General features: G+C 64.7%; 19 protein-coding genes. 11 read left to right on the plus strand and 8 right to left on the minus strand.

The window, feature by feature from the left end; translation table 11 throughout:
* Positions 1-143: 143 nt before the first annotated feature.
* Together AAEQ75_RS07340 and AAEQ75_RS07345 are read right to left on the minus strand one after the other, a co-directional pair.
* Entirely contained in the window at positions 144-968 is an 825-nt protein-coding gene (locus AAEQ75_RS07340) for a sigma 54-interacting transcriptional regulator (protein WP_343351391.1), read from the minus strand.
* 179 nt (positions 969-1,147) lie between these two features.
* Positions 1,148-1,729: an RBBP9/YdeN family alpha/beta hydrolase gene (locus AAEQ75_RS07345; protein WP_343351393.1), complete on the minus strand. Its 582-nt coding sequence runs from the start codon at positions 1,727-1,729 to the stop codon at positions 1,148-1,150.
* A 245-nt stretch (positions 1,730-1,974) separates the two neighbouring features.
* On the opposite strand from AAEQ75_RS07345, the gene oscA reads away from it, so the two are divergent.
* The 5 genes from oscA (at position 1,975) to AAEQ75_RS07370 (ending at position 6,172) form a co-directional block, all read left to right on the plus strand.
* Positions 1,975-2,157 carry a sulfur starvation response protein OscA gene (gene oscA, locus AAEQ75_RS07350; RefSeq protein WP_036998842.1) on the plus strand — a complete coding sequence of 61 codons (183 nt, stop codon included), beginning with the start codon at positions 1,975-1,977 and terminating at the stop codon, positions 2,155-2,157.
* A gap of 114 nt (positions 2,158-2,271) precedes the next feature.
* The gene (locus AAEQ75_RS07355; RefSeq protein ID WP_099526691.1) at positions 2,272-3,273 is read left to right on the plus strand and encodes a sulfate ABC transporter substrate-binding protein; all 1,002 of its coding nucleotides are present in this window, start codon (positions 2,272-2,274) and stop codon (positions 3,271-3,273) included.
* Positions 3,274-3,434: 161 nt separating this feature from the next.
* Complete coding sequence (gene cysT / locus AAEQ75_RS07360; protein ID WP_343351394.1) at positions 3,435-4,247, plus strand: sulfate ABC transporter permease subunit CysT; 813 nt, start codon at positions 3,435-3,437, stop codon at positions 4,245-4,247.
* Positions 4,248-4,257: 10 nt separating this feature from the next.
* Positions 4,258-5,124, plus strand: coding sequence for a sulfate ABC transporter permease subunit CysW (gene cysW / locus AAEQ75_RS07365; protein WP_343351395.1), 867 nt, complete (start codon positions 4,258-4,260; stop codon positions 5,122-5,124).
* Positions 5,125-5,179: 55 nt separating this feature from the next.
* Positions 5,180-6,172, plus strand: coding sequence for a sulfate/molybdate ABC transporter ATP-binding protein (locus tag AAEQ75_RS07370; RefSeq protein ID WP_343351396.1), 993 nt, complete (start codon positions 5,180-5,182; stop codon positions 6,170-6,172).
* Between the two features lie 22 nt (positions 6,173-6,194).
* Here AAEQ75_RS07370 and AAEQ75_RS07375 read toward each other — a convergent pair whose 3' ends face one another.
* On the minus strand, positions 6,195-6,887 hold the full coding sequence (locus tag AAEQ75_RS07375) for an ArsR/SmtB family transcription factor (RefSeq protein WP_343351398.1): 693 nt from the start codon (positions 6,885-6,887) through the stop codon (positions 6,195-6,197).
* A gap of 84 nt (positions 6,888-6,971) precedes the next feature.
* Between AAEQ75_RS07375 and AAEQ75_RS07380 the strand changes: the two genes are divergently transcribed.
* Positions 6,972-7,331: an antibiotic biosynthesis monooxygenase family protein gene (locus AAEQ75_RS07380; RefSeq protein WP_343351399.1), complete on the plus strand. Its 360-nt coding sequence runs from the start codon at positions 6,972-6,974 to the stop codon at positions 7,329-7,331.
* Entirely contained in the window at positions 7,328-8,065 is a 738-nt protein-coding gene (locus tag AAEQ75_RS07385; RefSeq protein WP_343351400.1) for a sulfite exporter TauE/SafE family protein, read from the plus strand. Before AAEQ75_RS07380 ends, AAEQ75_RS07385 begins: the two co-directional genes overlap by 4 nt.
* Positions 8,066-8,075: 10 nt before the next feature.
* On the opposite strand, the gene AAEQ75_RS07390 is transcribed toward AAEQ75_RS07385, so the two are convergent.
* Complete coding sequence (locus tag AAEQ75_RS07390; RefSeq protein ID WP_343351401.1) at positions 8,076-8,477, minus strand: hypothetical protein; 402 nt, start codon at positions 8,475-8,477, stop codon at positions 8,076-8,078.
* Between the two features lie 122 nt (positions 8,478-8,599).
* Here AAEQ75_RS07390 and AAEQ75_RS07395 point away from each other — a divergent pair, with 122 nt between their 5' ends.
* Together AAEQ75_RS07395 and AAEQ75_RS07400 are read left to right on the plus strand one after the other, a co-directional pair.
* A complete protein-coding gene (locus AAEQ75_RS07395; RefSeq protein WP_343351402.1) occupies positions 8,600-9,385 on the plus strand; it encodes a helix-turn-helix domain-containing protein in 786 nt (261 codons plus the stop codon).
* Between the two features lie 130 nt (positions 9,386-9,515).
* Positions 9,516-10,262, plus strand: a complete 747-nt coding sequence (locus AAEQ75_RS07400) for a hypothetical protein (protein WP_279923001.1) — start codon at positions 9,516-9,518, stop codon at positions 10,260-10,262.
* 83 nt (positions 10,263-10,345) lie between these two features.
* Here the strand turns inward: AAEQ75_RS07400 and AAEQ75_RS07405 are convergent, their stop codons facing one another.
* Entirely contained in the window at positions 10,346-10,870 is a 525-nt protein-coding gene (locus tag AAEQ75_RS07405) for a DUF962 domain-containing protein (RefSeq protein ID WP_343351404.1), read from the minus strand.
* A gap of 123 nt (positions 10,871-10,993) precedes the next feature.
* On the opposite strand from AAEQ75_RS07405, the gene AAEQ75_RS07410 reads away from it, so the two are divergent.
* Together AAEQ75_RS07410 and AAEQ75_RS07415 are read left to right on the plus strand one after the other, a co-directional pair.
* Complete coding sequence (locus AAEQ75_RS07410) at positions 10,994-11,677, plus strand: Crp/Fnr family transcriptional regulator (protein WP_343351405.1); 684 nt, start codon at positions 10,994-10,996, stop codon at positions 11,675-11,677.
* Between the two features lie 61 nt (positions 11,678-11,738).
* Entirely contained in the window at positions 11,739-13,703 is a 1,965-nt protein-coding gene (locus tag AAEQ75_RS07415) for an alkaline phosphatase family protein (protein WP_343351406.1), read from the plus strand.
* A 136-nt stretch (positions 13,704-13,839) separates the two neighbouring features.
* Here the strand turns inward: AAEQ75_RS07415 and AAEQ75_RS07420 are convergent, their stop codons facing one another.
* From AAEQ75_RS07420 to AAEQ75_RS07430, 3 genes are all read right to left on the minus strand, one after another.
* Complete coding sequence (locus AAEQ75_RS07420; RefSeq protein WP_343351407.1) at positions 13,840-15,156, minus strand: NAD(P)/FAD-dependent oxidoreductase; 1,317 nt, start codon at positions 15,154-15,156, stop codon at positions 13,840-13,842.
* A 121-nt stretch (positions 15,157-15,277) separates the two neighbouring features.
* A complete protein-coding gene (locus AAEQ75_RS07425; RefSeq protein WP_179574842.1) occupies positions 15,278-16,645 on the minus strand; it encodes a glutamine synthetase family protein in 1,368 nt (455 codons plus the stop codon).
* A 441-nt stretch (positions 16,646-17,086) separates the two neighbouring features.
* Positions 17,087-18,658, minus strand: a complete 1,572-nt coding sequence (locus AAEQ75_RS07430) for a methyl-accepting chemotaxis protein (RefSeq protein ID WP_343351408.1) — start codon at positions 18,656-18,658, stop codon at positions 17,087-17,089.
* Between the last annotated feature and the right edge of the window lie 47 nt (positions 18,659-18,705).

An 18,705-nucleotide genomic window follows, 5' to 3' on the forward strand; every position in this document is an offset into this window, starting at 1 on the left:
CTGTGCGACCGCGGAGCCCCCGGTGCGCATGGCGCACCCTACGCTGAAGCCGTCACACCCCGTAGGGTGCGCCGCGCACACCGGCCACGCGTAGGTTGATAGCTCCCACGCGCAGCGCGAGGAAGCTCGGCCTCACCCATTCATTACGCAATACCCGGCAGCTCCAGATGCTCCGGCCCGATTTCAGCGTTCCCCGCCAGCAGCAGGGCGAAGTGGATGACGTTCTCCAGCTCGCGGGTATTGCCCGGCCAGCGGTGCGCCTCCAGCACTGCCTGCGCCGCCGGACTGATCGACGGAATGGCCAGGCCCAGGCGCAGGGCGTGGATGCCGAGGAAGTATTCGGCCAACGGCAGGATATCGCCGACGCGCTGACGCAGCACCGGAAACAGCAGCTGGCCATCGCACAGGTAGGCGTACAAGCGCTCATCGAAAGTGCCGGCGGCCACCGCGCGGGATAGCTCAATGCTGCTCGCCGCCACCAGGCGTACATCCACCGGCAACGCCTGGCTGGCGCCAACGCGATACACCTCGCGGGTTTCCAGCGCGGACAGCAGCTTGCTCTGCAACGGGCGCGCGAGGTCGGCGATCTCGTCGAGGTAGAGCGTGCCGCCGTTGGCCGAACCGAACCAGCCGGCACGGCTGCTGGCGGCGCCGACATGAGCGCCGCCAACATGACCGAACAGCTCGGCCTCGCCCCATTGCGGGCTGATCGCCGCGCAGCTCACCGCCACGAACAGGCCAGCACGCTCACTGTGGCGATGGATATAGCGCGCCAGCAACTCCTTGCCGGTACCGGTCTCGCCAAGGATCAGCAACGGCTGGCCGTTACCCGCCAGCGCCTCGGCGCGCTCGCGCAATTGACGCGAACGGGCGTCGACGAATACCAGCGCCTTGGCCCGAATGCTCAGTGGGCTCTTGTCCGAATCGGCGAAGGTCAATGGCGGTGGGAAGCCTGGTGGAAAACTCATGACGTGCAGCTCCTGAGCCACACCTCACCGGCGCAGCCTGTACGCGAATAAAAAATTGCCTTGAGCAACTGCTCCGCAACGGCTCGAAGGGTGGCCGCCATGGCTGGCAGGCGATAAAAAAGAGCGGGCGGCTGCCTGGCGCGACCCCGCTCTGAAAATGGTGTGACGTGGTGACCGGCTCAGGCGCGCAAGCGCGACTGCTGTTCGATGCGGCTCTGCAGGCGATACAGATAACCGAAGCCCTGCTCCCAATATCGATGCCCGGACTTCACGTTGATATGCCCGGCACCGGTCAAGATCGCTGCCTCGCTGCCCCAGGCCCGCGCCAGTTCCATGGCACGCAGGGCACTGGCCGCCGCGTCGTTGTCGGAGCCCACTAGCAGGCTGGGAAAGGGCAGCAGATCACGCGGTATCGGCGCGAAGTTCTGCAACGGTACGGGGCAGCCTGGCCGCTCGACATCGGCCGGCGCCACCAGCAGCGCGCCGCGCACACGGCGCAGCAACTCGACCGGCGCCTGCGCCGCCCAGTGCGCCACCGTCACGCAGCCCAGGCTATGAGCGATGAGGATAATCGGGCGCGGATCAGCGGCAATCGCCTGGTTCAAGGCAGCAACCCAATCGCCCCGTTGCGGGTTGAGCCAGTCCTTCTGTTCGACCCGCGCACTGTTGGGCAGGCTGCGCTGCCAGTGGCTTTGCCAGTGTTCCTCGGATGAGCCCTGCCAGCCCGGCAGGATCAGATAACGGATTGCTTCGCTGCCCATGACGGCACTCCTTGAATCGAATGGCGCCAGTCTAGGCAGCGCAAACCGACTACAAAAAGAATAAGAATTTATTTGCTTATTCCATAAATGCAAAGCAAACACGCGACGTCTTATATTTCAAAAAAGAATATAAATGTTCTTAAACAGTATTTTTAAGAATATTTCAGCCTCTCTACTATCCGCTCCACGCCAGCGTCGGTAGTCCATCCCGCCGCCGTGGCGACCTATTCATAAGGAGCCTGGAAATGACTGCGACGCTGAGAAACCTCGAAGGCCAGGATGAAGCCAGCATCCTGCGCGAGATCCAGACCGCCCTGCATGGCCTGAAATTCGGTTCGGTGGAAATCACCGTGCACAACGGCCAGGTCGTGCAGATCGAGCGCAAGGAAAAGATTCGCCTGCAACAACCGAACACCAAGAACAGCTGACAGAACACCGACCTCATGATGCAGCCCGACTGGACCACCAGAGGGCTCGAAACAGTTCGCCTCGCCTGACACCCAATACGCCAACACAAGAATTCAACAGTTAGGAGCTGCACCATGTCCATTCGTCGTTTCGCCCTGGCCGCCCTGGCCAGCACCCTGATCGCCGGCCCGGCCATCGCCCAGCCGCTGCTCAACGTGTCCTACGACCCGACCCGTGAGCTGTACGTCGAGTACAACGCCGCCTTCAACAAATTCTGGCAAGCCAAGGGCAACCCCGCCGTCGCCATCCAGCAGTCCCACGGTGGCTCGGGCAAGCAGGCCCGTGCGGTGATCGATGGCCTGCGCGCTGACGTGGTGACCCTGGCCCTGTCCGGCGACATCGACGCGATCAACCTCAACCAGCAGCTGATCGACCCGAACTGGCAGGCGCGCCTGCCGGACAACAGCACCCCCTACACCTCGACCATCGTGTTCCTGGTGCGCAAGGGCAACCCGAAAGGCATCAAGGACTGGGATGACCTGGTCAAAGATGGCGTGGAAGTCATCACCCCGAACCCGAAAACCTCCGGCGGCGCACGCTGGAACTTCCTCGCCGCCTGGGCCTATGCCCGCGAGAAATTCGGCAGCGAAGACAAGGCCCTGGAGTTCGTAACCGAGCTGTACCGTCACGCGCCGGTGCTGGATACCGGCGCACGCGGCTCGACCATCAGCTTCGTCCAGCGTGGCCTGGGTGACGTGCTGCTGGCCTGGGAAAACGAGGCCTACCTGTCGCTGGCCGAAGAAGGCGGCGATCAGCTGGAGATCGTCACCCCGTCGCTGTCGATCCTCGCCGAACCGCCGGTTGCGGTGGTCGATGCCAACGTCGACCGCAAAGGCACCCGCGCCGTGGCCGAAGCCTACCTCGAGCACCTGTACAGCGAAGAAGGCCAGCGCATCGCCGCGAAGAACTTCTATCGCCCACGCAACGAGAAGGTCGCCGCCGAGTTCAAGGACCAGTTCCAGGACCTCAAGCTGGTGACCATCGACAAGGATTTCGGCGGCTGGAAAGAAGCCCAGCCGAAGTACTTCGGTGACGGCGCGGTGTTCGATCAGATCTTCACCAAGATCAACCAGTAATCCCGGTTTGATCGCTCAGGCTCTCCACCCTCCGGGGTGGAGAGCCTTGTTTAGCGCCGGCTAAAAGTCTCGCGAACCAGCGCCAGTTCCAACACCGCATGGCCAAGACGCAGCAGACTTTTAACCAGCTCTTGTCGCGGACCTGAGCCAAAGGACACCCCATGTCTCGTCGAACTTCCTCGGTCATACCCGGCTTCGGGCTGACTCTGGGCTACACCCTTACTTACCTGGCGTTGATCGTGCTGATTCCGCTGGGTGCAATGTTCCTCTTCTCCTTCCAGCTGACCAGCGAGCAATGGTGGGCCCTGCTCAACAACCGTCAGTTGCAGTTCTCGCTGAAACTGTCGTTCGGCACTGCTCTAGCCGCCGCCGTACTCAACGGTATTCTCGGCACCATAATCGCCTGGGTGCTGGTGCGCTACAGCTTTCCTGGCCGGCGCATCATCGACGCCATGGTCGACATGCCCTTCGCCCTGCCCACCGCCGTGGCCGGTATCGCGCTCACCGCGCTGTACGCACCCAACGGTCTGATCGGCTCGCTGTTCCCGTTCAAGATTGCCTATACCCCGCTGGGCATCACCCTGGCGCTGGTGTTCGTCACCCTGCCATTCGTGGTGCGCACGCTGCAGCCGGTGCTGGCCGACATTCCCAAGGAAGTCGAAGAAGCCGCCGCCTGCCTGGGTGCCAAGCCGTTGCAGGTGTTCCGCCACGTACTGCTGCCGAGCCTGCTGCCGGCCTGGTTGACCGGTTTCGCCCTGGCCTTCGCCCGCGGTGTCGGTGAGTACGGCTCGGTGGTGTTCATTGCCGGCAACATCCCGCTGAAGACCGAGATCCTGCCGCTGCTGATCGTCTCCAAGCTGGACCAGTACGACTACCCGGGCGCCACCGCCATCGGTGTGATCATGCTGGTGGTCTCGTTCATCCTGCTGCTGCTGATCAACATCCTGCAGCGCCGCATTCAGCCGCAACTCTGAGGAGCCCGTCATGAGCCTTGCAACCCTCGGCAAGAACGCGGCTGCGCGTCCGGCCAGTCGCTCCCCCGGCGCCATCGCCCTGATCGTCATCGCCTGGGCGGTGTTCGCGGTGATCCTGCTGCTACCGCTTTATATGGTGCTCAGCCAGGGCCTTAGCCGTGGTCTGGAGTTCTTCTGGCAGGCGATCAGCGAGCCGGATGCCATTTCCGCACTCAAGCTGACCTTGCTCGCCACCGCCATCTCGGTGCCGCTTAACCTGGTGTTCGGCGTTGCCGCTGCCTGGGCGGTGACCAAGTTCGAATTCCGCGGCAAGAGCATCCTGATCACCCTGATCGACATGCCGTTCTCGGTGTCGCCAGTGGTCGCCGGCTTGATCTACGTGCTGCTGTTCGGCTCGCAGAGTTTTCTCGCGCCGTATCTCGACTCGCAAAACCTGCAGATCGTCTACGCCGTGCCGGGCATCGTCCTGGCCACCATCTTCGTCACCCTCCCCTTCGTCGCCCGCGAGCTGATCCCGCTGATGGAGGAACAGGGCACCACCGAGGAAGAGGCCGCGCGCCTGCTCGGTGCCAATGGTTGGCAGATGTTCTGGCATGTCACGCTGCCTAACGTAAAATGGGCGCTGATTTACGGCGTGGTGCTGTGCACCGCGCGGGCGATGGGCGAATTCGGCGCAGTTTCGGTGGTTTCCGGGCATATTCGCGGGTACACCAACACCCTGCCGCTGCACATCGAGATTCTCTACAACGAGTACAACATCGTCGCCGCCTTCAGCGTGGCGATCCTGCTGCTCGTCATGGCCCTGGTGGTGCTGCTGCTTCGCCAATGGAGCGAAGCGCGTCTGAGCCGCCAGCTACAAGCCAACCGAGAAGACTGACAGCCGTAGCGCCGCCTGAAAGCGGCCCGGCCCACGGAACCACCAGGGGTAAGCCATGAGTATCGAAGTCAAAGGCGTCAACAAGCAGTTCGGCCAGTTCAAGGCGCTGAACGAGATCAACCTGAGCATCCAGAGCGGCGAGCTGGTCGCCCTGCTCGGCCCATCCGGCTGCGGCAAGACCACCCTGCTGCGCATCATCGCCGGCCTGGAAACCCCGGACAGCGGCACCATCGGCTTCCACGGCGAGGACGTGTCCGAGCACGATGTGCGTGATCGCAACGTCGGCTTCGTGTTCCAGCACTACGCGCTGTTCCGCCACATGACGGTGTTCGACAACGTCGCCTTCGGCTTGCGCATGAAGCCCAAGCGCGAGCGCCCGAGCGAAGAGGTGATCCAGCAGAAGGTGCACGAGCTGCTCAACCTGGTGCAACTCGACTGGCTCGGCGACCGCTACCCGGAGCAGCTGTCCGGCGGCCAGCGCCAGCGTATCGCCCTGGCACGCGCCCTGGCGGTAGAGCCGAAAGTATTGCTGCTCGACGAACCCTTCGGCGCGTTGGACGCCAAGGTGCGCAAGGAGCTGCGCCGCTGGCTGGCGCGCCTGCACGAAGAAGTGCACCTGACCAGCGTATTCGTCACCCACGACCAGGAAGAAGCCATGGAAGTGGCCGACCGCATCGTGGTGATGAACAAGGGCGTGATCGAGCAGATCGGCACCCCGGCCGAGGTCTACGAGCACCCGGCCAGCGATTTCGTCTACCACTTCCTCGGTGACGCCAACCGCCTCTACGTCGGCAATGACCACCACGTGCTGTTCCGCCCGCACGAGGTCGACCTGTCCAGCGAACCGAGCCCGGAGCACAAGGCCGGCGAAGTGCGCGACATCCGCCTGCTCGGCGCCATCACCCGCATCACCCTCAAGGTCGAGGGCCAGGACGAGCTGATCGAAGCGGAAGTGGCCAAGGACCACGCCAGCCTGGACAACCTGGCGCGCGGCACCACCCTGTACTTCAAGCCCAAGGGTGGCAAGCCGGTCAGCGCCCAGGCCTGAGAGCCGCGAACGGCTCTAGCGCCTACTCCAGGGCGATCGCCATGATCGCCTTGCGTCCTTGCGCTGATACCTGCAGGGCACGCGAATCCTGGCTGCGCTGCAGCCAGCCGTGCCCTTCGAACAGCGCCAGCAATGCCGCGCCCAGCGCGCCACCCAGATGCGGCTTGCGCTCGCTCCAGTCGGGGCAGGCACACAGACGCTGGCGGCGCTGCCGTTGCACCTGCGGCCAATCGATCCCCAATGCCTGCAGGTGCTGTTCGCCCGTTGCCGTGACGGCCAGCGCGCCATCCTGCTCCAGCAGCCAGTCGGCTGCGCACATGCGCGCAAACATCCCCACCGCCAGCTCGCCGGCCAGATGGTCGTAGCAGGTGCGTGCCTCACGCATCGCCTGCGGCGTACCGCGCGACGCCGGCAGCGGGCGAGCCTGACGTGGCTGTGCGGCGAGCGCCGCATTGGCCAGCGCCTCCACCAACTGACCCACTTCCGGCCCGGCCAGGCGGTAAAAGCGATTACGCCCGTGGCGCTGTTGCACCAGCAGGCCGCCCTCCACCAGCTTGGCCAGGTGCGCGCTGGTCGACGAAGGCGACAGCCCCGCCAGCAAGGCCAGCTCGCCGGCCGGCCGTGCACTACCGTCCATCAGTGCCCAGACCATGCTGGCGCGTCCGGCATCGGCGAGCAGCGCGGCAATCGAACTGAAACCCGGTGCGTATTCCATCGTTCACCTCATGACGAAACATGGCGTGCAGTAAATGTGGATACTGGCAGGCAATGTCCGTCAGAGCCAGCCAGGGAGAAACCGATGCTCGCCGTGATCTTCGAAGTTGAGGCCAAGCCAGGCCTGCAGCAGGACTATCTTGACCTCGCCGGCGAGTTGCGCCCGCTACTCGCCGAGCAGCCGGGCTTCATCTCCATCGAACGCTTCCAGAGCCTGACCCAGCCGGGGAAGATCCTGTCTCTGTCGTTCTGGCAGGACGAAGCCTCGGTCCAGGCCTGGCGCCAGCGCGATGAACACCGACGCGCACAGACGGCAGGACGCGACGAGGTCTTCAGTCACTACCGTCTGCGCGTGGCCCAGGTGCTGCGCGACTACGGCATGCAGGAACGCAACGAGGCGCCTGCCGACAGCCGGGCGATCCACGAACAGGGGGCGGCACGATGACCGAGCATTTGCCGCTTATCCTCGTCACCTTCCTGCTCGCCGGCATGGTCAAGGGCGTGGTCGGCCTCGGTCTGCCGACCATCGCCGTCGGTCTGCTCGGCTTGGTGATGGCGCCATTGCAAGCCGCCGCACTGCTGATCATCCCATCGATGGTGACCAACATCTGGCAGCTATGCGACGGCCGCAGCCCGCTACCGATGCTGCGCCGGCTGTGGCCAATGCTGCTGGGGATTCTGTTCGGCACGCTGCTGATCGCCGGCTTGCTGCAGAGTCTCGACCTGCCCGGCGCCACCCGCTGGCTGGGCGTCGCCCTGGTGCTCTACGCAGTGCTTGGCCTGGCCAAGGTGCACTTCCGCGTGGAACGGACCAAGGAAGGCTGGCTGAGCCCGGTGATCGGCGCCATCACCGGTGCGATTACCGCGGTTACCGGCGTGTTCGTGATTCCCGCCGTGCCCTTTCTTCAGGCCATCGGCCTGGAGAAGGACGATCTGGTTCAGGCCCTGGGGCTGTCCTTCAGCGTCTCCACCCTGGCCCTGGCGGCAGCGCTCGGTCACAGCGGTGAACTGCTGCAACCGGCGGTGCTGGGTGTATCGGCCCTGGCCCTGCTGCCCGCGCTGCTGGGCATGGCCGCCGGCCAGTGGTTGCGCAAACGCATCAGCGCGGAGCGCTTCAAGCGCTGGTTCTTCGTCGGCCTGTTGCTGCTCGGCGCCGAGCTGGCGCTGCGTGGTCTCTGAGACGACGCCATCAGATCACGGCAGCCTGCGAGTGCTTGAGGCCGAACCACTGCAGCTCGGCCAGCAGCCCGACCGCCAGCGCCTGAGCGATGACGAAGGCGTAACCGAACAGGTTCGGCGATACCCAGCCGATCACCAGTAGCAGCAGGCTGTCGATCACCCACAGCGCGTTGACCGCGATCACCGCCCAGATGGCCTGGCGGCTGATTTCAGCGCGGTTGGACAACCACACCAGCAGCGCGGCGAAGGGCAACAGCGCGCTACCGGCGACCAGCAACAGCAGGCGCGGCAGTTCGAGGAAGGCGCCCAGCCAGCCGGCCGCCAGGACCAGCAGCAGACCGGTGACGCCGCTGAGCAGGCCATCGAGCAAGAGAGCGTTGCGCAGCATCGGGGTGGGTTGCAGTGCGTTCATGGCAAATCCTCCGTAGGGGCACCGGACTGGTGCCTGGCCTACAGATTTCGCCGAAACGCGCGGGGCGTCGATTACCTGCCAGGTAATGGCCGACATGACCTGGCTGAACTATCGTGCTGACCATGAACACTACCCAGACCGCCGGCGCCCTGTTGCGCCAATGGCGCCAGCGGCGCCGCCTGAGCCAGCTCGACCTCGCCTGCGAGGCGGAGATATCCACCCGCCACCTGAGCTTCGTCGAAACCGGACGCGCCCAACCCAGCCGCGAGATGCTGCTGCACCTGGCCGAGCAGTTGGATATCCCCCTGCGCGAGCGCAATCGCCTGCTCAGTGCCGCCGGCTTCGCCCCGCTGTACAGCCAGCACGAGCTGAGCGATCCGGCACTGGCTCCAGCCCGCCAGGCCATCGAGCAATTGCTCAAGGCCCATGAGCCCTATCCGGCACTGGCCATCGACCGACAGTGGAATCTGCTGGCAGCCAACGCCTCGGTCAGCCCCTTTCTCGCCGGCATGCCGGATTTCCTGCTCGGCCCGCCGCTCAATGTGATGCGCCTGTCGCTACACCCTGAAGGCCTGGCCCCGCGCATCGCCAACCTGGCGCTGTGGCGCGCGCACCTACTGATGCGCCTGCAACGTGACGCGGAGATCAGCGGCGACGAAGCCCTTTTCGCGCTGCTCGATGAGCTGCGCGGCTATCCAGCGCCGGCGGAAGTCCCTGCGCCCCCGAGCGAGGCCGTACTGGTGCCGCTGCAACTGCACAGCGAGCAAGGCGTACTCAGTCTGATCAGCACCATCACGGTGTTCGGCACGCCGAATGACGTGACCCTGGCCGAGCTGGCACTGGAGACCTTCTTCCCCGCCGACGCCTGCACCGCCGAGTACCTGCGCAATCTGAATAAAAGCCCCTGAACGGTAGCGATTTCCGACGAAATCACTCTTTCGGGTCATGCTCCGCTACGCTTGGCGCAGTAGTCTTGGCGCTGCGTCGTTGACGCTGCCAATGCATACCTGCTCAAAACAATAACAAGGAGCACCCCGGATGCGCTGTAAAGCACTGTTGCGTCATGCTTTTCTCTGGTCGCTCGGACTTTTCGTCGGGCTCTCGCCAATGGCCTTCGCCGAGGCCGTCAGCCCGCAGGAACAGATTCAGGTACACGCCAGCCGTGCCACCAGTAGCCTGATGCTGTTACGTGGTGAAGGCTTCCAGAAGACCCATCAGCAGCGCCTGGAAGCCGACCTGGCCGCGCTGGCCGGTGCCATGCAGAGCCTGCCGCAGGGCAGCGCCGAACTCACCAACGCCCATCAGGCACTCGTTACCCAATTGCGCAACGGTGTTTCCTATGGCCCCGGTGACGAGAACGTGCCCTGGCGCTTCCCCGAAGACCTAAGCCGTGCCCTGCGCGATTTTCTCAGCGCAGCCCGGGCCCTGCCGAGCGCCGAAGGCCAGAGCGAACTGGCGGCCAAGGTCGAGTACCTCAGCGTGCAATACCTCAGCCGCTCCTACCTGGGCACCTTCGAGATCGCCCGGGAACAACCCGGCACCTACCTCGGCCAGGACGAACGCCTGCTGCTGCCGGCCATCGACAGTGAACTGCAGGCACTCAAGGACCAATCCGACCCACAGGTGAGCAAGCTGCAGACACGCTGGAGTTACCTGCGCGCCGCGCTGGCCGACATGAACAGCCAGAGCAACACCCTGCAGAGCGTTTCCGGCCGTCCCTTCGCCCCCATCACCGTGGATCGTCACGCACGCTCGATGACGGCGCAGTGGATGGAGATGTTCTAGAAAGGCTCGCGGCTAAAGCCCCTCCCACAAAACCGAGGGAGCGTGGGGGGGCTTTAGCCGCGACGAACAGCAGCAGCTCAGGCTCAGGCCAGCGCCTTCTTCTCGCGGATGCAGGTCGGGCCGGCGATCTCCACCACGGCATGTTCGACTTCCTTGCGCAGGCCGAGCAGGAAAACCAGTTCAGCGGCCACGAACAGCGGACCAACGATCAGTCCCATGACGTCATCGACGAACGCCGGCTTGCGCCCTTCGTAGTAATGGCCGACGAACTGGATCACCCAACCGACCACGAACAGACCAATGCCTGCCGTCAGCCACAAAGCCGTGGAGGCGACCGCCAGGCTGGCACCGGCCCACAGGCACAGCCCCAGCAGCACAGCCATGAGCAGGCCGAAGCGGGTATCCAGACGCAGATAGAACACGGCGGCAGCCAGCGCCGTCAGCGTGGCAGGCGCCAGCCACAGGCCAGCGATTTCGAAACCTGGCCGCGACAGCAGCACGGCGACGGCCAACACGATCATCGGGATGCCGATGAAATGACTGGCGATATTGCGTCGGTCGCGGTGGTAGGCGGCATACTGCGCCAGGTGATCGACGAGGGTTTTCATTGTTATCGTCCTCATGTGTGAAACGGGCCCGAGCATGATCACCTCGCCGTGGCTCGTCGCACTGTCGGCTAGCCGACAATGGCAGGGAAGGCCACACCGCCGCGCAACCTCACAGGAGCCGCAATGCCCGATCCCCGCCATTACCTCAGCCAACTGAACCAGGGGCACTGGTTCGCCGCCTTGCCAGCCGCGCTGAGCCAGAGCCTTTTGGACATGGCCCAGGTGCAGCGCCTGGACGCCGGCCAGCGGCTGTTTCGCCGTGGCGACAAACCCAGCGGGCTGTATGCGGTGGTCGAAGGCGCCGTGCGCGTCGGCGCAGTCAGCGAGAACGGCAAGGAGGCGCTGCTGACACTGGTCGAGCCTCCTTACTGGTTCGGCGAGATTTCCCTGTTCGATGGCCTGCCGCGCACCCACGATGCCTTCACCGAAAGCGCCAGCACCCTGCTGCTGTTGCCACAGGCCGAGCTGCTCGCCCTGCTCGAACGCCAGCCGCAACACTGGCGCGACTTTGCCCTGCTGATGAGCCACAAGCTGCGCCTGGCCTTCCTCGCCCTGGAAGACATGAGCCTGCTGCCCGCCGCGCCGCGCCTGGCCCGCCGCCTGCTGCTGATCGCCGAAAACTACGGTGACAGCCAACCTCGCCGGGTGCTGCACCTGGCCCAGGAACAGCTGGCGCTGATGCTCTCACTGTCACGTCAGACCACCAACCAGATCCTCAAGGAGCTGCAGGCACAAGGCGTGGTGCAACTGACCTACGGCGAAATCGAAATTCTCGACATCGAGCACCTGCGCCAGCTGGCCTCCTGAACCGCTGGCGTCCTGCCACTGTCCAACCCCTGTTGATTTATCCGCAGGAAGTACCGTGCCGATGCCAGACAATGCCTCCGCTCCGCTGCCCGATGTGCTCGCCGGCCCGCTGCTGCGCCGCCTGGAGCCCGGCCGCCTGGTACTGTGGCTGGTGGCGAGTCGCGAGCTGAGCCTGCAACTGTGGCTGCAGCCCGAAGGCCAGACGCAGCAGACACATGCACTGGACGAACACTGCCAGCAACTGCCGCTCGGCCGACACGCCGTGCTGCATCTGATCGACCTGCCCCTTACGCAGGTCCTGCCGCAAGACGTACGCATCGCCTATGACCTGCAGATCGTCGCTGACGATGATCCGCAAGGCATGCGCGACTGGGCACCGCACCTGATGCATGACGGCGCCGAGTATGCCGATTTTGTCCTGCGCTCGCGTGTCGATCACCTGCTCCATGGCTCCTGCCGCAAGCCGCACCACGCTGCCGATGACGGCCTGCTCTGCGCCGACCGCCTGCTGGCAAGTCAGCCCGAAGCCAAGCAGCGCCCGGCCCTGCTGCTGATGAGCGGCGACCAGGTCTATGTCGACGATGTCGCCGGCCCGCTGCTGTGCGCCATCCACCAACTGATCGCCCGCCTCGGCCTGTTCGACGAATTTCTCGAAGGTGCCGTGGTCGAGGACAGCCAGGCGCTCTACGCCAACCCGGTCGGCTACTACCAGCGCGCCGAACTACTGCCCGCGGTGAAGAGCAACCAGACCCTGCGCGACAAGTTCTTCGGCGGTGTGGAAAAGCCGGTCTTTACCAGCAACAGTGCCGACAACCACCTGGTGACCTTCGCCGAGATGATCGCCATGTACCTGCTGGTCTGGTCGCCGGTGCCCTGGACACTGATCAGCGAAAAGCAGCCGCCGCTGGATGAAGAACAACAGCAGCGTTACGCCAACGAGCGCGAGCGTATCGATGCGTTCCGCCGGAATCTCGGCCAGGTCGCGCGGGTATTCGCCCACCTGCCGACATTGATGATCTTCGACGACCACGACGTCACCGATGACTGGAACCTCTCCGCGCGCTGGGAGCAGACCGCTTATGGCCATCCGTTCTCCAAGCGCATCATCGGCAACGCCCTGCTTGCCTACCTGCTGTGCCAGGGCTGGGGCAACAACCCGGACGTGTTCGAGGAACCGCTGCAGGCCTTTCGCGAACTGCTTGAGCAGCGCCAGGACGACCATCTGCAGGCCAAGGCGCAGGATGCGCTGATCGACCAGTTGCTGCATTTCGAACAGTGGCACTACGTGCTGCCGAGCACGCCGGCGCTGCTGGTACTGGATACCCGCACGCGGCGTTGGCGCAGCGAAGGGCACCTGTCGAAACCCTCGGGGCTGATGGACTGGGAAGCGCTGTGCGACTTCCAGCAGGCACTGCTCGATCACCCCAGCTGCATCATCGTTTCAGCAGCGCCCATGTTCGGAGTGAAACTGATCGAGGGCATCCAGAAACTCTTCACACTCGCCGGCCACCCGCTGATGGTCGATGCGGAAAACTGGATGGCCCATCGCGGCGCGGCCAGCGTGATGATGAACATCTTCCGCCATTCGCGTACGCCAAGGGATTTCGTCATCCTCTCCGGCGACGTGCACTACTCCTTCGTCTACCGCGTGAACATCCGCCACCGGCGCGCCAGCCCGACCATCTGGCAGATCACCAGCAGCGGTATCAAGAACGAATTCCCGGCCGACCTGCTGGACTGGTTCGACCGCCTCAATCGCTGGCTCTACGCGCCCTGGTCGCCGCTCAACTGGCTGACCAAGCGCCGCCGCATGCGCGTCACCCCGCTGATCCCCGACCGTAGCCGCTCGGGTGAACGCCTGTGGAACAGCGCCGGCCTCGGCCAGGTGTTCTTCGACGAACAGGGCCGGCCCAAGCGCATCCTGCAGCTCAACGCCGATGGATCGAAGCCGGTGACGTTCATCAGCGAACGCGAAGAGCAGCCGGCCCACGCCACTACGCCTCGCAGTCGCAATGCTGCGCCTTAGGCTATGCACGAAAAGGGCCTGCGTTTGGTGATGCTGCGTTGAAAACGGGCTCGTGCGTGAGCCCGAGCAATCAGCTCGACGACCTCTCGCCCAGCCCTCAGGAAAACTACCCATCACAGGTGAGGGCTTGCGGCACTCAGCGCAGCTTCTCCAGCATCTGGTAGTACCACATGCCCGCCGCCAGCATCGGGTTGCCGAGCTGGTCACCCAGCGGCACCTTGATGTGTTTGCAGGCGGCGAAGGTGTCGTACTGCTCCAGGTCGCCGGTGATGGCCTTGGCCATGATCTCGCCCATAATGTGCGTGGTGGCCACGCCGTGGCCGGAGTAGCCCTGGCAGTACCAGACGTTGGACGAGAGCTTGCCCAGCTGCGGGATGCGGTTCATCACGATGCCCATGGCGCAGCTCCACTGGAAGTCGATCTGCACACCCTTGAGCTGTGGGAAGGTGCGCTCGATGCACGGGCGCAGTTCACCGGCGATGTCGCGCGAGTCGCGTCCGGAGTAGTTGGCGCCGCCCCCGAACAGCAGGCGGCCGTCACCGGTCAGGCGGTAATAGTCGAGCACGAAGCGGCAGTCGTACACCGCGAGGTCATGCGGGTTGATCGCCTCGATCAGCTCGGCGCCCAGTGGCGCGGTGGTGACGATGCCGCCCATGGCCGGGAAGATCATGCCCTTGAGCTTGCGCCGCTCCAGCTTGTGGTAGACGTCACCAGCCAGCAGCACCTGCTTGGCCTCGATACGCCCGCCCCTGGTGACCACCGCCGGGCGCGGCCCGTGGACGATATCCAGCACTTCGGAGTGCTCGAAGATCAGCGCGCCCAGGCTCTCGGCGGCCTTGGCCTCGCCGAGGCACAGGTTGAGCGGGTGCAAATGCATGTTGCGGGTGTTCTTCAGCGCACCGCAGTACAGCTCGCTGCCCAGCTGCGCACGCACGCCAGCCGCGTCGAGCAGGGTGACATCGGCGCCCATACCGCGACGCAGCGCTTCGTCGTAGGTCGCCTTGAGCTCGTCCATATGGCTGGCTTTCATCGCCGTATGCAGATGACCGTGCTTGAGGTCGCAGTCGATGCCGTACTTGGCCACGCGGTTCTTGATGATCTCGTGGCCGCGCCAGCGCAGGTGCCAGATGAAGTCGTCCACCTCGTCGCCGAGGGTGTTGCGCATCTGCTTGCGCATGGCCTCGTCGCCGGAGAGGCTGCCAGTGACCTGGCCGCCGTTGCGCCCGCTGGCGCCCCAGCCGACCTTGTTGGTTTCCACCACGGCGACCTTGAGGCCGCGCTCGGCCAGCTCCACCGCCGTGGCGATGCCGGTGAAACCGCCGCCGATGATGGCCACGTCTACGGTCACACTGCCCTGTAGTGTCGGGTAGTCGCTCTCGAAGTTGAGCGAGGCCGAGTAGTAAGACGGCGCACGTTCGGCGGCGGGTTTGACGGGTTGCTTGATCGCGTTCATTGCATGTCCTTGGGGTGCGTTTGCACCGATGAATCTGGGATCGCGGCTGAAGCCGCTCCTACGATTCCGACGTGGTAGGAGCGGCTGGGCGGTACTTCGCTTCAGCCGCGATGCTGTTCAGTCAGGCGTTGCTCAGGTACCAGCGCCAATCCTGCTCACCGACTTCACCCATGAACTGGCGATACTCGGCACGCTTGACGGCGAGAAAGACCTTGAGGAATTCGGCACCAAAGGCATCACGCGCCCAGCTGGAGCGCTCCAGCGCCTGGATCGCCGCCGACCACTGGGTCGGCAGGTACTCCGTGGCCTGGGCATAACCGTTACCTTCGATCGGCGCACCGGGATCGAGGTGGTCACGAATGCCACGGTGAATCCCGGCGAGGATCGCCGCAGCCGCCAGATAAGGGTTGGCATCGGCGCCACAGATACGATGCTCGACATGCCGGGTATTGGCGGGCCCGCCCGGCACGCGCAGGCTGACGGTGCGGTTGTCCACACCCCAGGTCGGCGCCAGCGGCGCATAGCTGTTGGCCTGGAAACGTCGGTAGGAGTTGGCGTTGGGGCAGAACAGCAGCAGCGAGTCGAGCAGGCTGGCTAGCATGCCGCCCACTGACTCGCGCAGCAGCGGCGTACCTGCCGGATCCTCACTGGCGAACAGGTTATTGCCCTGCGCGTCGGCCAGGCTCACATGCATATGCATGCCGGTGCCGGCCAGGTGGTCGAACGGCTTGGCCATGAAGCAGGCCTGCATGCCATGACGGTGCGCCACACCCTTGACCAGGCGCTTGTAGCGTACCGCCTGATCCATCGCCGCCAGCACCGGGCCGTGCTCCAGGGTGATCTCCACCTGGCCGGGGGCGTATTCGGAAATCGCCGTGCGCGCGGGAATGCCCTGCGCCTTGCAGGCGGCATAGAGGTCGCGCAGGAAGGGTTCGATCTGTTCCAGTTCGCGCAGGCCGTAGACCTGGGTCTGCCGTGGACGGCCACCGTCGGCGTCCAGCGCCGGCTGTGGGCGCCCCTCGGCATCACGCTTCTGGTCGAGCAGATAGAACTCCAGCTCGCAGGCCATCACCGGGTAATACCCCTCGGCTTCGAGCTGCTCGATCACGCGGATCAGCAACTGACGTGGATCAGCCGGCGTGGCCGGCAGGCCTTCAGTCGGGTGCATCGACACCTGCACGGCGGCGGTGGGCATCTGCCGCCAGGGCAGGCGAACCAGGCTGCCGGGCAGCGGATAGGCGCGGCAATCGATATCGCCCACCTCCCAGACCAGGCCGGAGTCCTCGACATCCTCGCCCTGGATGGACAGGCCGAGCATGGTGCTCGGCAGCGGCCGGCCGCTCTGGTACAGCGCCAGCAATTCCTCGCGGTGCAGCAGCTTGCCGCGCGGCACGCCATTGGCGTCGAGAATGAATAGCTCGATCAGCTCGATATCGGGATTGTTCGTCAGGAAGTCCTGAGCTTCCTGCACGGTGGCGAAAGTCGTCATGTTGCGCTCGCTTGCGCCAGTTCGGCGCTCGGTGTCCGCACGGCCCGTTCGATTCGTGAACAGGTTGCACAGGCAGACAAGGTGATAGCAGCGGCTGCGGGCATGGCGCAGCCATCGGTATTCAGCGGGCGGGGACGGCGTCCGGCGGGCGGGCGTGGCGGCAATGCCACAGCGCCCAGAAGGCGAGAATGATCGTCAGCAGCGGGTTTAACCGCTCCAACAAGCGCCGCCGCGCGGGAGCGCGGTACAGCGGAACATGGACTTGGCAGGCCAGGGAGATCATGGTTTGGCAGCGTCGCACAGGGTTTGAGGTGCGTTAAATCGGGTTTTTCATACGTTTGGTTATGCGCCAGCTAAACAATTCACCGACTAACCGACACCGCCCCGTAGGGTGCGCCGTGCGCACCGGCCTTCATTGCACGATAGATCGCGGCGCGAGCCCTACGGCTCCGGCCGATAGCCCAGACGCAAACCGCCCCAATGCTTGCCCAGCACCATGATCGGCACTGATAAGTCGTGCATCAGCTCGCCGGTATCGCGCATGTAGGTCTGCAGCAGCAGCGCCTGCTTGTGGCTGCCGCAGCGGATGCCGGTGCGGTCGTTGAACAGGCGTTTGCCACGGCTGCGGGTCGCGTCCACCGCCGGGTCGCCGCTGGGCGGATGGTTGAACGCGGTGTTATGGGTCGGCACATAGCCTTCCGGAGTGGTGGAGATGGCGAAAACCAGCCCTTCATGGCGCTTGAGCAAGGGCTCCTGCAACGCCGGCAGCACCTGATCGGCATACTGATCAAAGCGCGTGCGGTACTTCTGAGGCTGGGTGCCGGCGATCGGCTGGTAACGACGATCGAACAGGTCGTCGAGGCCGATGCGACCGGCCTGCAGGTCCTGCTCGAACTGCGCCGCGATGGCAGCGGCGCCTTCACGGGCCAGGTCAAAGGCGCGCTGGTGGTAATCATCCAGGCCCACTTCGGCGAGCTGCTCGCTGACCGTCTCGGCCTGGCCGACCAACTGTTCGGCAGCATCGGCCAGTTGCCGCGTCTGCCCTTCGCTGCCCTGCACGTCGTCCTGCAATTGCAGCGCAGCAGCCGACAGGCTGGCCAGACGCTGGTGGTTGTCCGCCGTGCCGGCGCTGATCTGCGCCACCTGCTGCTCGACTTCCTCGGCCTGGTCGGCAATACCGTGCAGGCGGCTGCCGGCCGTCTCGATCTGCTGCGCCGCCAGCTCCAGCTCGACGCTCTGACGCTGGATATGCGCAACCACCGCCGTGCTCTGCTGGCGAATGTCGGCGATCATCTGGCTGACTTCCTCGGTGGCACTGGCGGTGCGCGCAGCGAGGTTGCGCACCTCGTCGGCGACCACGGCAAAGCCCCGGCCCATCTCACCGGCGCGCGCGGCCTCGATGGCCGCATTGAGTGCCAGCAGGTTGGTCTGGCTGGCGATGGACTGGATCACCTGGGTGACCTGTTCGATCTGTTCGGTACGGCTGCCGAGACCGTCGATCAGCTCACGGCTGGCCAGGGTCTGCGCGCTGAGTTGCTGCATGCGTTCGATGGCCTGATTGAGTTCGGCCTGACCGTTAGCGCTGGCATCACGCACATGGCGGGCCGCACTCAAGGTGTGCTCGGCACGAGCGGCGCTGTCCTGCTCGGTGTGGGTGATGGCCTCGGCGGCCTGGCTGACCTGCTGCACCGCCGTCAGTTGCGATTGCAGGCGTCCGGCCAGGTGCTTGACCGCATGGGCCACCTTGGCTGCTGACAGCGCGTTGTGACAGGTATGGCGCGACAGCCCGCGGCTGAGCTCGACGAAGTCAGCGCTGGCGACCTGCTCCGTGGCAGGCGAACCGTCGTCGCGGCGCTGCCATGGTCCCAGCCAGGGCCACAGCGCCAGCAGCAGGAAAGACAACACGCTGACATAGGGCGGTAGCTGCACCTGCTGGTAGACCAGCATCAAAGCAGCCAGCCCCAGGGCGTGGAGAAGACAGGCAACAGGTGAACGGACAAAGGCAGCTTGCATGACCGACCTCAGAGTTCTTGTTCTGGTGCGCGGCGAGGCGCTGTAGG

The organism is Pseudomonas sediminis (assembly GCF_039555755.1).
Lineage (GTDB): Bacteria > Pseudomonadota > Gammaproteobacteria > Pseudomonadales > Pseudomonadaceae > Aquipseudomonas > Aquipseudomonas mendocina_D.

What these genes read in the sequence shown, in the direction of transcription:
- AAEQ75_RS07395 (WP_343351402.1), top strand. Translation starts at nt 8,600, where the DNA reads ATGAACACTACCCAGACCGCCGGCGCCCTGTTGCGCCAATGGCGCCAG.
- AAEQ75_RS07380 (WP_343351399.1), top strand. Translation starts at nt 6,972, where the DNA reads ATGCTCGCCGTGATCTTCGAAGTTGAGGCCAAGCCAGGCCTGCAGCAG.
- AAEQ75_RS07430 (WP_343351408.1), bottom strand. Translation starts at nt 18,658, where the DNA reads ATGCAAGCTGCCTTTGTCCGTTCACCTGTTGCCTGTCTTCTCCACGCC.
- AAEQ75_RS07420 (WP_343351407.1), bottom strand. Translation starts at nt 15,156, where the DNA reads ATGAACGCGATCAAGCAACCCGTCAAACCCGCCGCCGAACGTGCGCCG.
- AAEQ75_RS07405 (WP_343351404.1), bottom strand. Translation starts at nt 10,870, where the DNA reads ATGAAAACCCTCGTCGATCACCTGGCGCAGTATGCCGCCTACCACCGC.
- AAEQ75_RS07410 (WP_343351405.1), top strand. Translation starts at nt 10,994, where the DNA reads ATGCCCGATCCCCGCCATTACCTCAGCCAACTGAACCAGGGGCACTGG.
- cysW (WP_343351395.1), top strand. Translation starts at nt 4,258, where the DNA reads ATGAGCCTTGCAACCCTCGGCAAGAACGCGGCTGCGCGTCCGGCCAGT.
- AAEQ75_RS07415 (WP_343351406.1), top strand. Translation starts at nt 11,739, where the DNA reads ATGCCAGACAATGCCTCCGCTCCGCTGCCCGATGTGCTCGCCGGCCCG.
- AAEQ75_RS07400 (WP_279923001.1), top strand. Translation starts at nt 9,516, where the DNA reads ATGCGCTGTAAAGCACTGTTGCGTCATGCTTTTCTCTGGTCGCTCGGA.
- AAEQ75_RS07375 (WP_343351398.1), bottom strand. Translation starts at nt 6,887, where the DNA reads ATGGAATACGCACCGGGTTTCAGTTCGATTGCCGCGCTGCTCGCCGAT.
- AAEQ75_RS07390 (WP_343351401.1), bottom strand. Translation starts at nt 8,477, where the DNA reads ATGAACGCACTGCAACCCACCCCGATGCTGCGCAACGCTCTCTTGCTC.
- AAEQ75_RS07425 (WP_179574842.1), bottom strand. Translation starts at nt 16,645, where the DNA reads ATGACGACTTTCGCCACCGTGCAGGAAGCTCAGGACTTCCTGACGAAC.
- AAEQ75_RS07385 (WP_343351400.1), top strand. Translation starts at nt 7,328, where the DNA reads ATGACCGAGCATTTGCCGCTTATCCTCGTCACCTTCCTGCTCGCCGGC.
- cysT (WP_343351394.1), top strand. Translation starts at nt 3,435, where the DNA reads ATGTCTCGTCGAACTTCCTCGGTCATACCCGGCTTCGGGCTGACTCTG.
- AAEQ75_RS07370 (WP_343351396.1), top strand. Translation starts at nt 5,180, where the DNA reads ATGAGTATCGAAGTCAAAGGCGTCAACAAGCAGTTCGGCCAGTTCAAG.
- AAEQ75_RS07340 (WP_343351391.1), bottom strand. Translation starts at nt 968, where the DNA reads ATGAGTTTTCCACCAGGCTTCCCACCGCCATTGACCTTCGCCGATTCG.
- AAEQ75_RS07345 (WP_343351393.1), bottom strand. Translation starts at nt 1,729, where the DNA reads ATGGGCAGCGAAGCAATCCGTTATCTGATCCTGCCGGGCTGGCAGGGC.
- AAEQ75_RS07355 (WP_099526691.1), top strand. Translation starts at nt 2,272, where the DNA reads ATGTCCATTCGTCGTTTCGCCCTGGCCGCCCTGGCCAGCACCCTGATC.
- oscA (WP_036998842.1), top strand. Translation starts at nt 1,975, where the DNA reads ATGACTGCGACGCTGAGAAACCTCGAAGGCCAGGATGAAGCCAGCATC.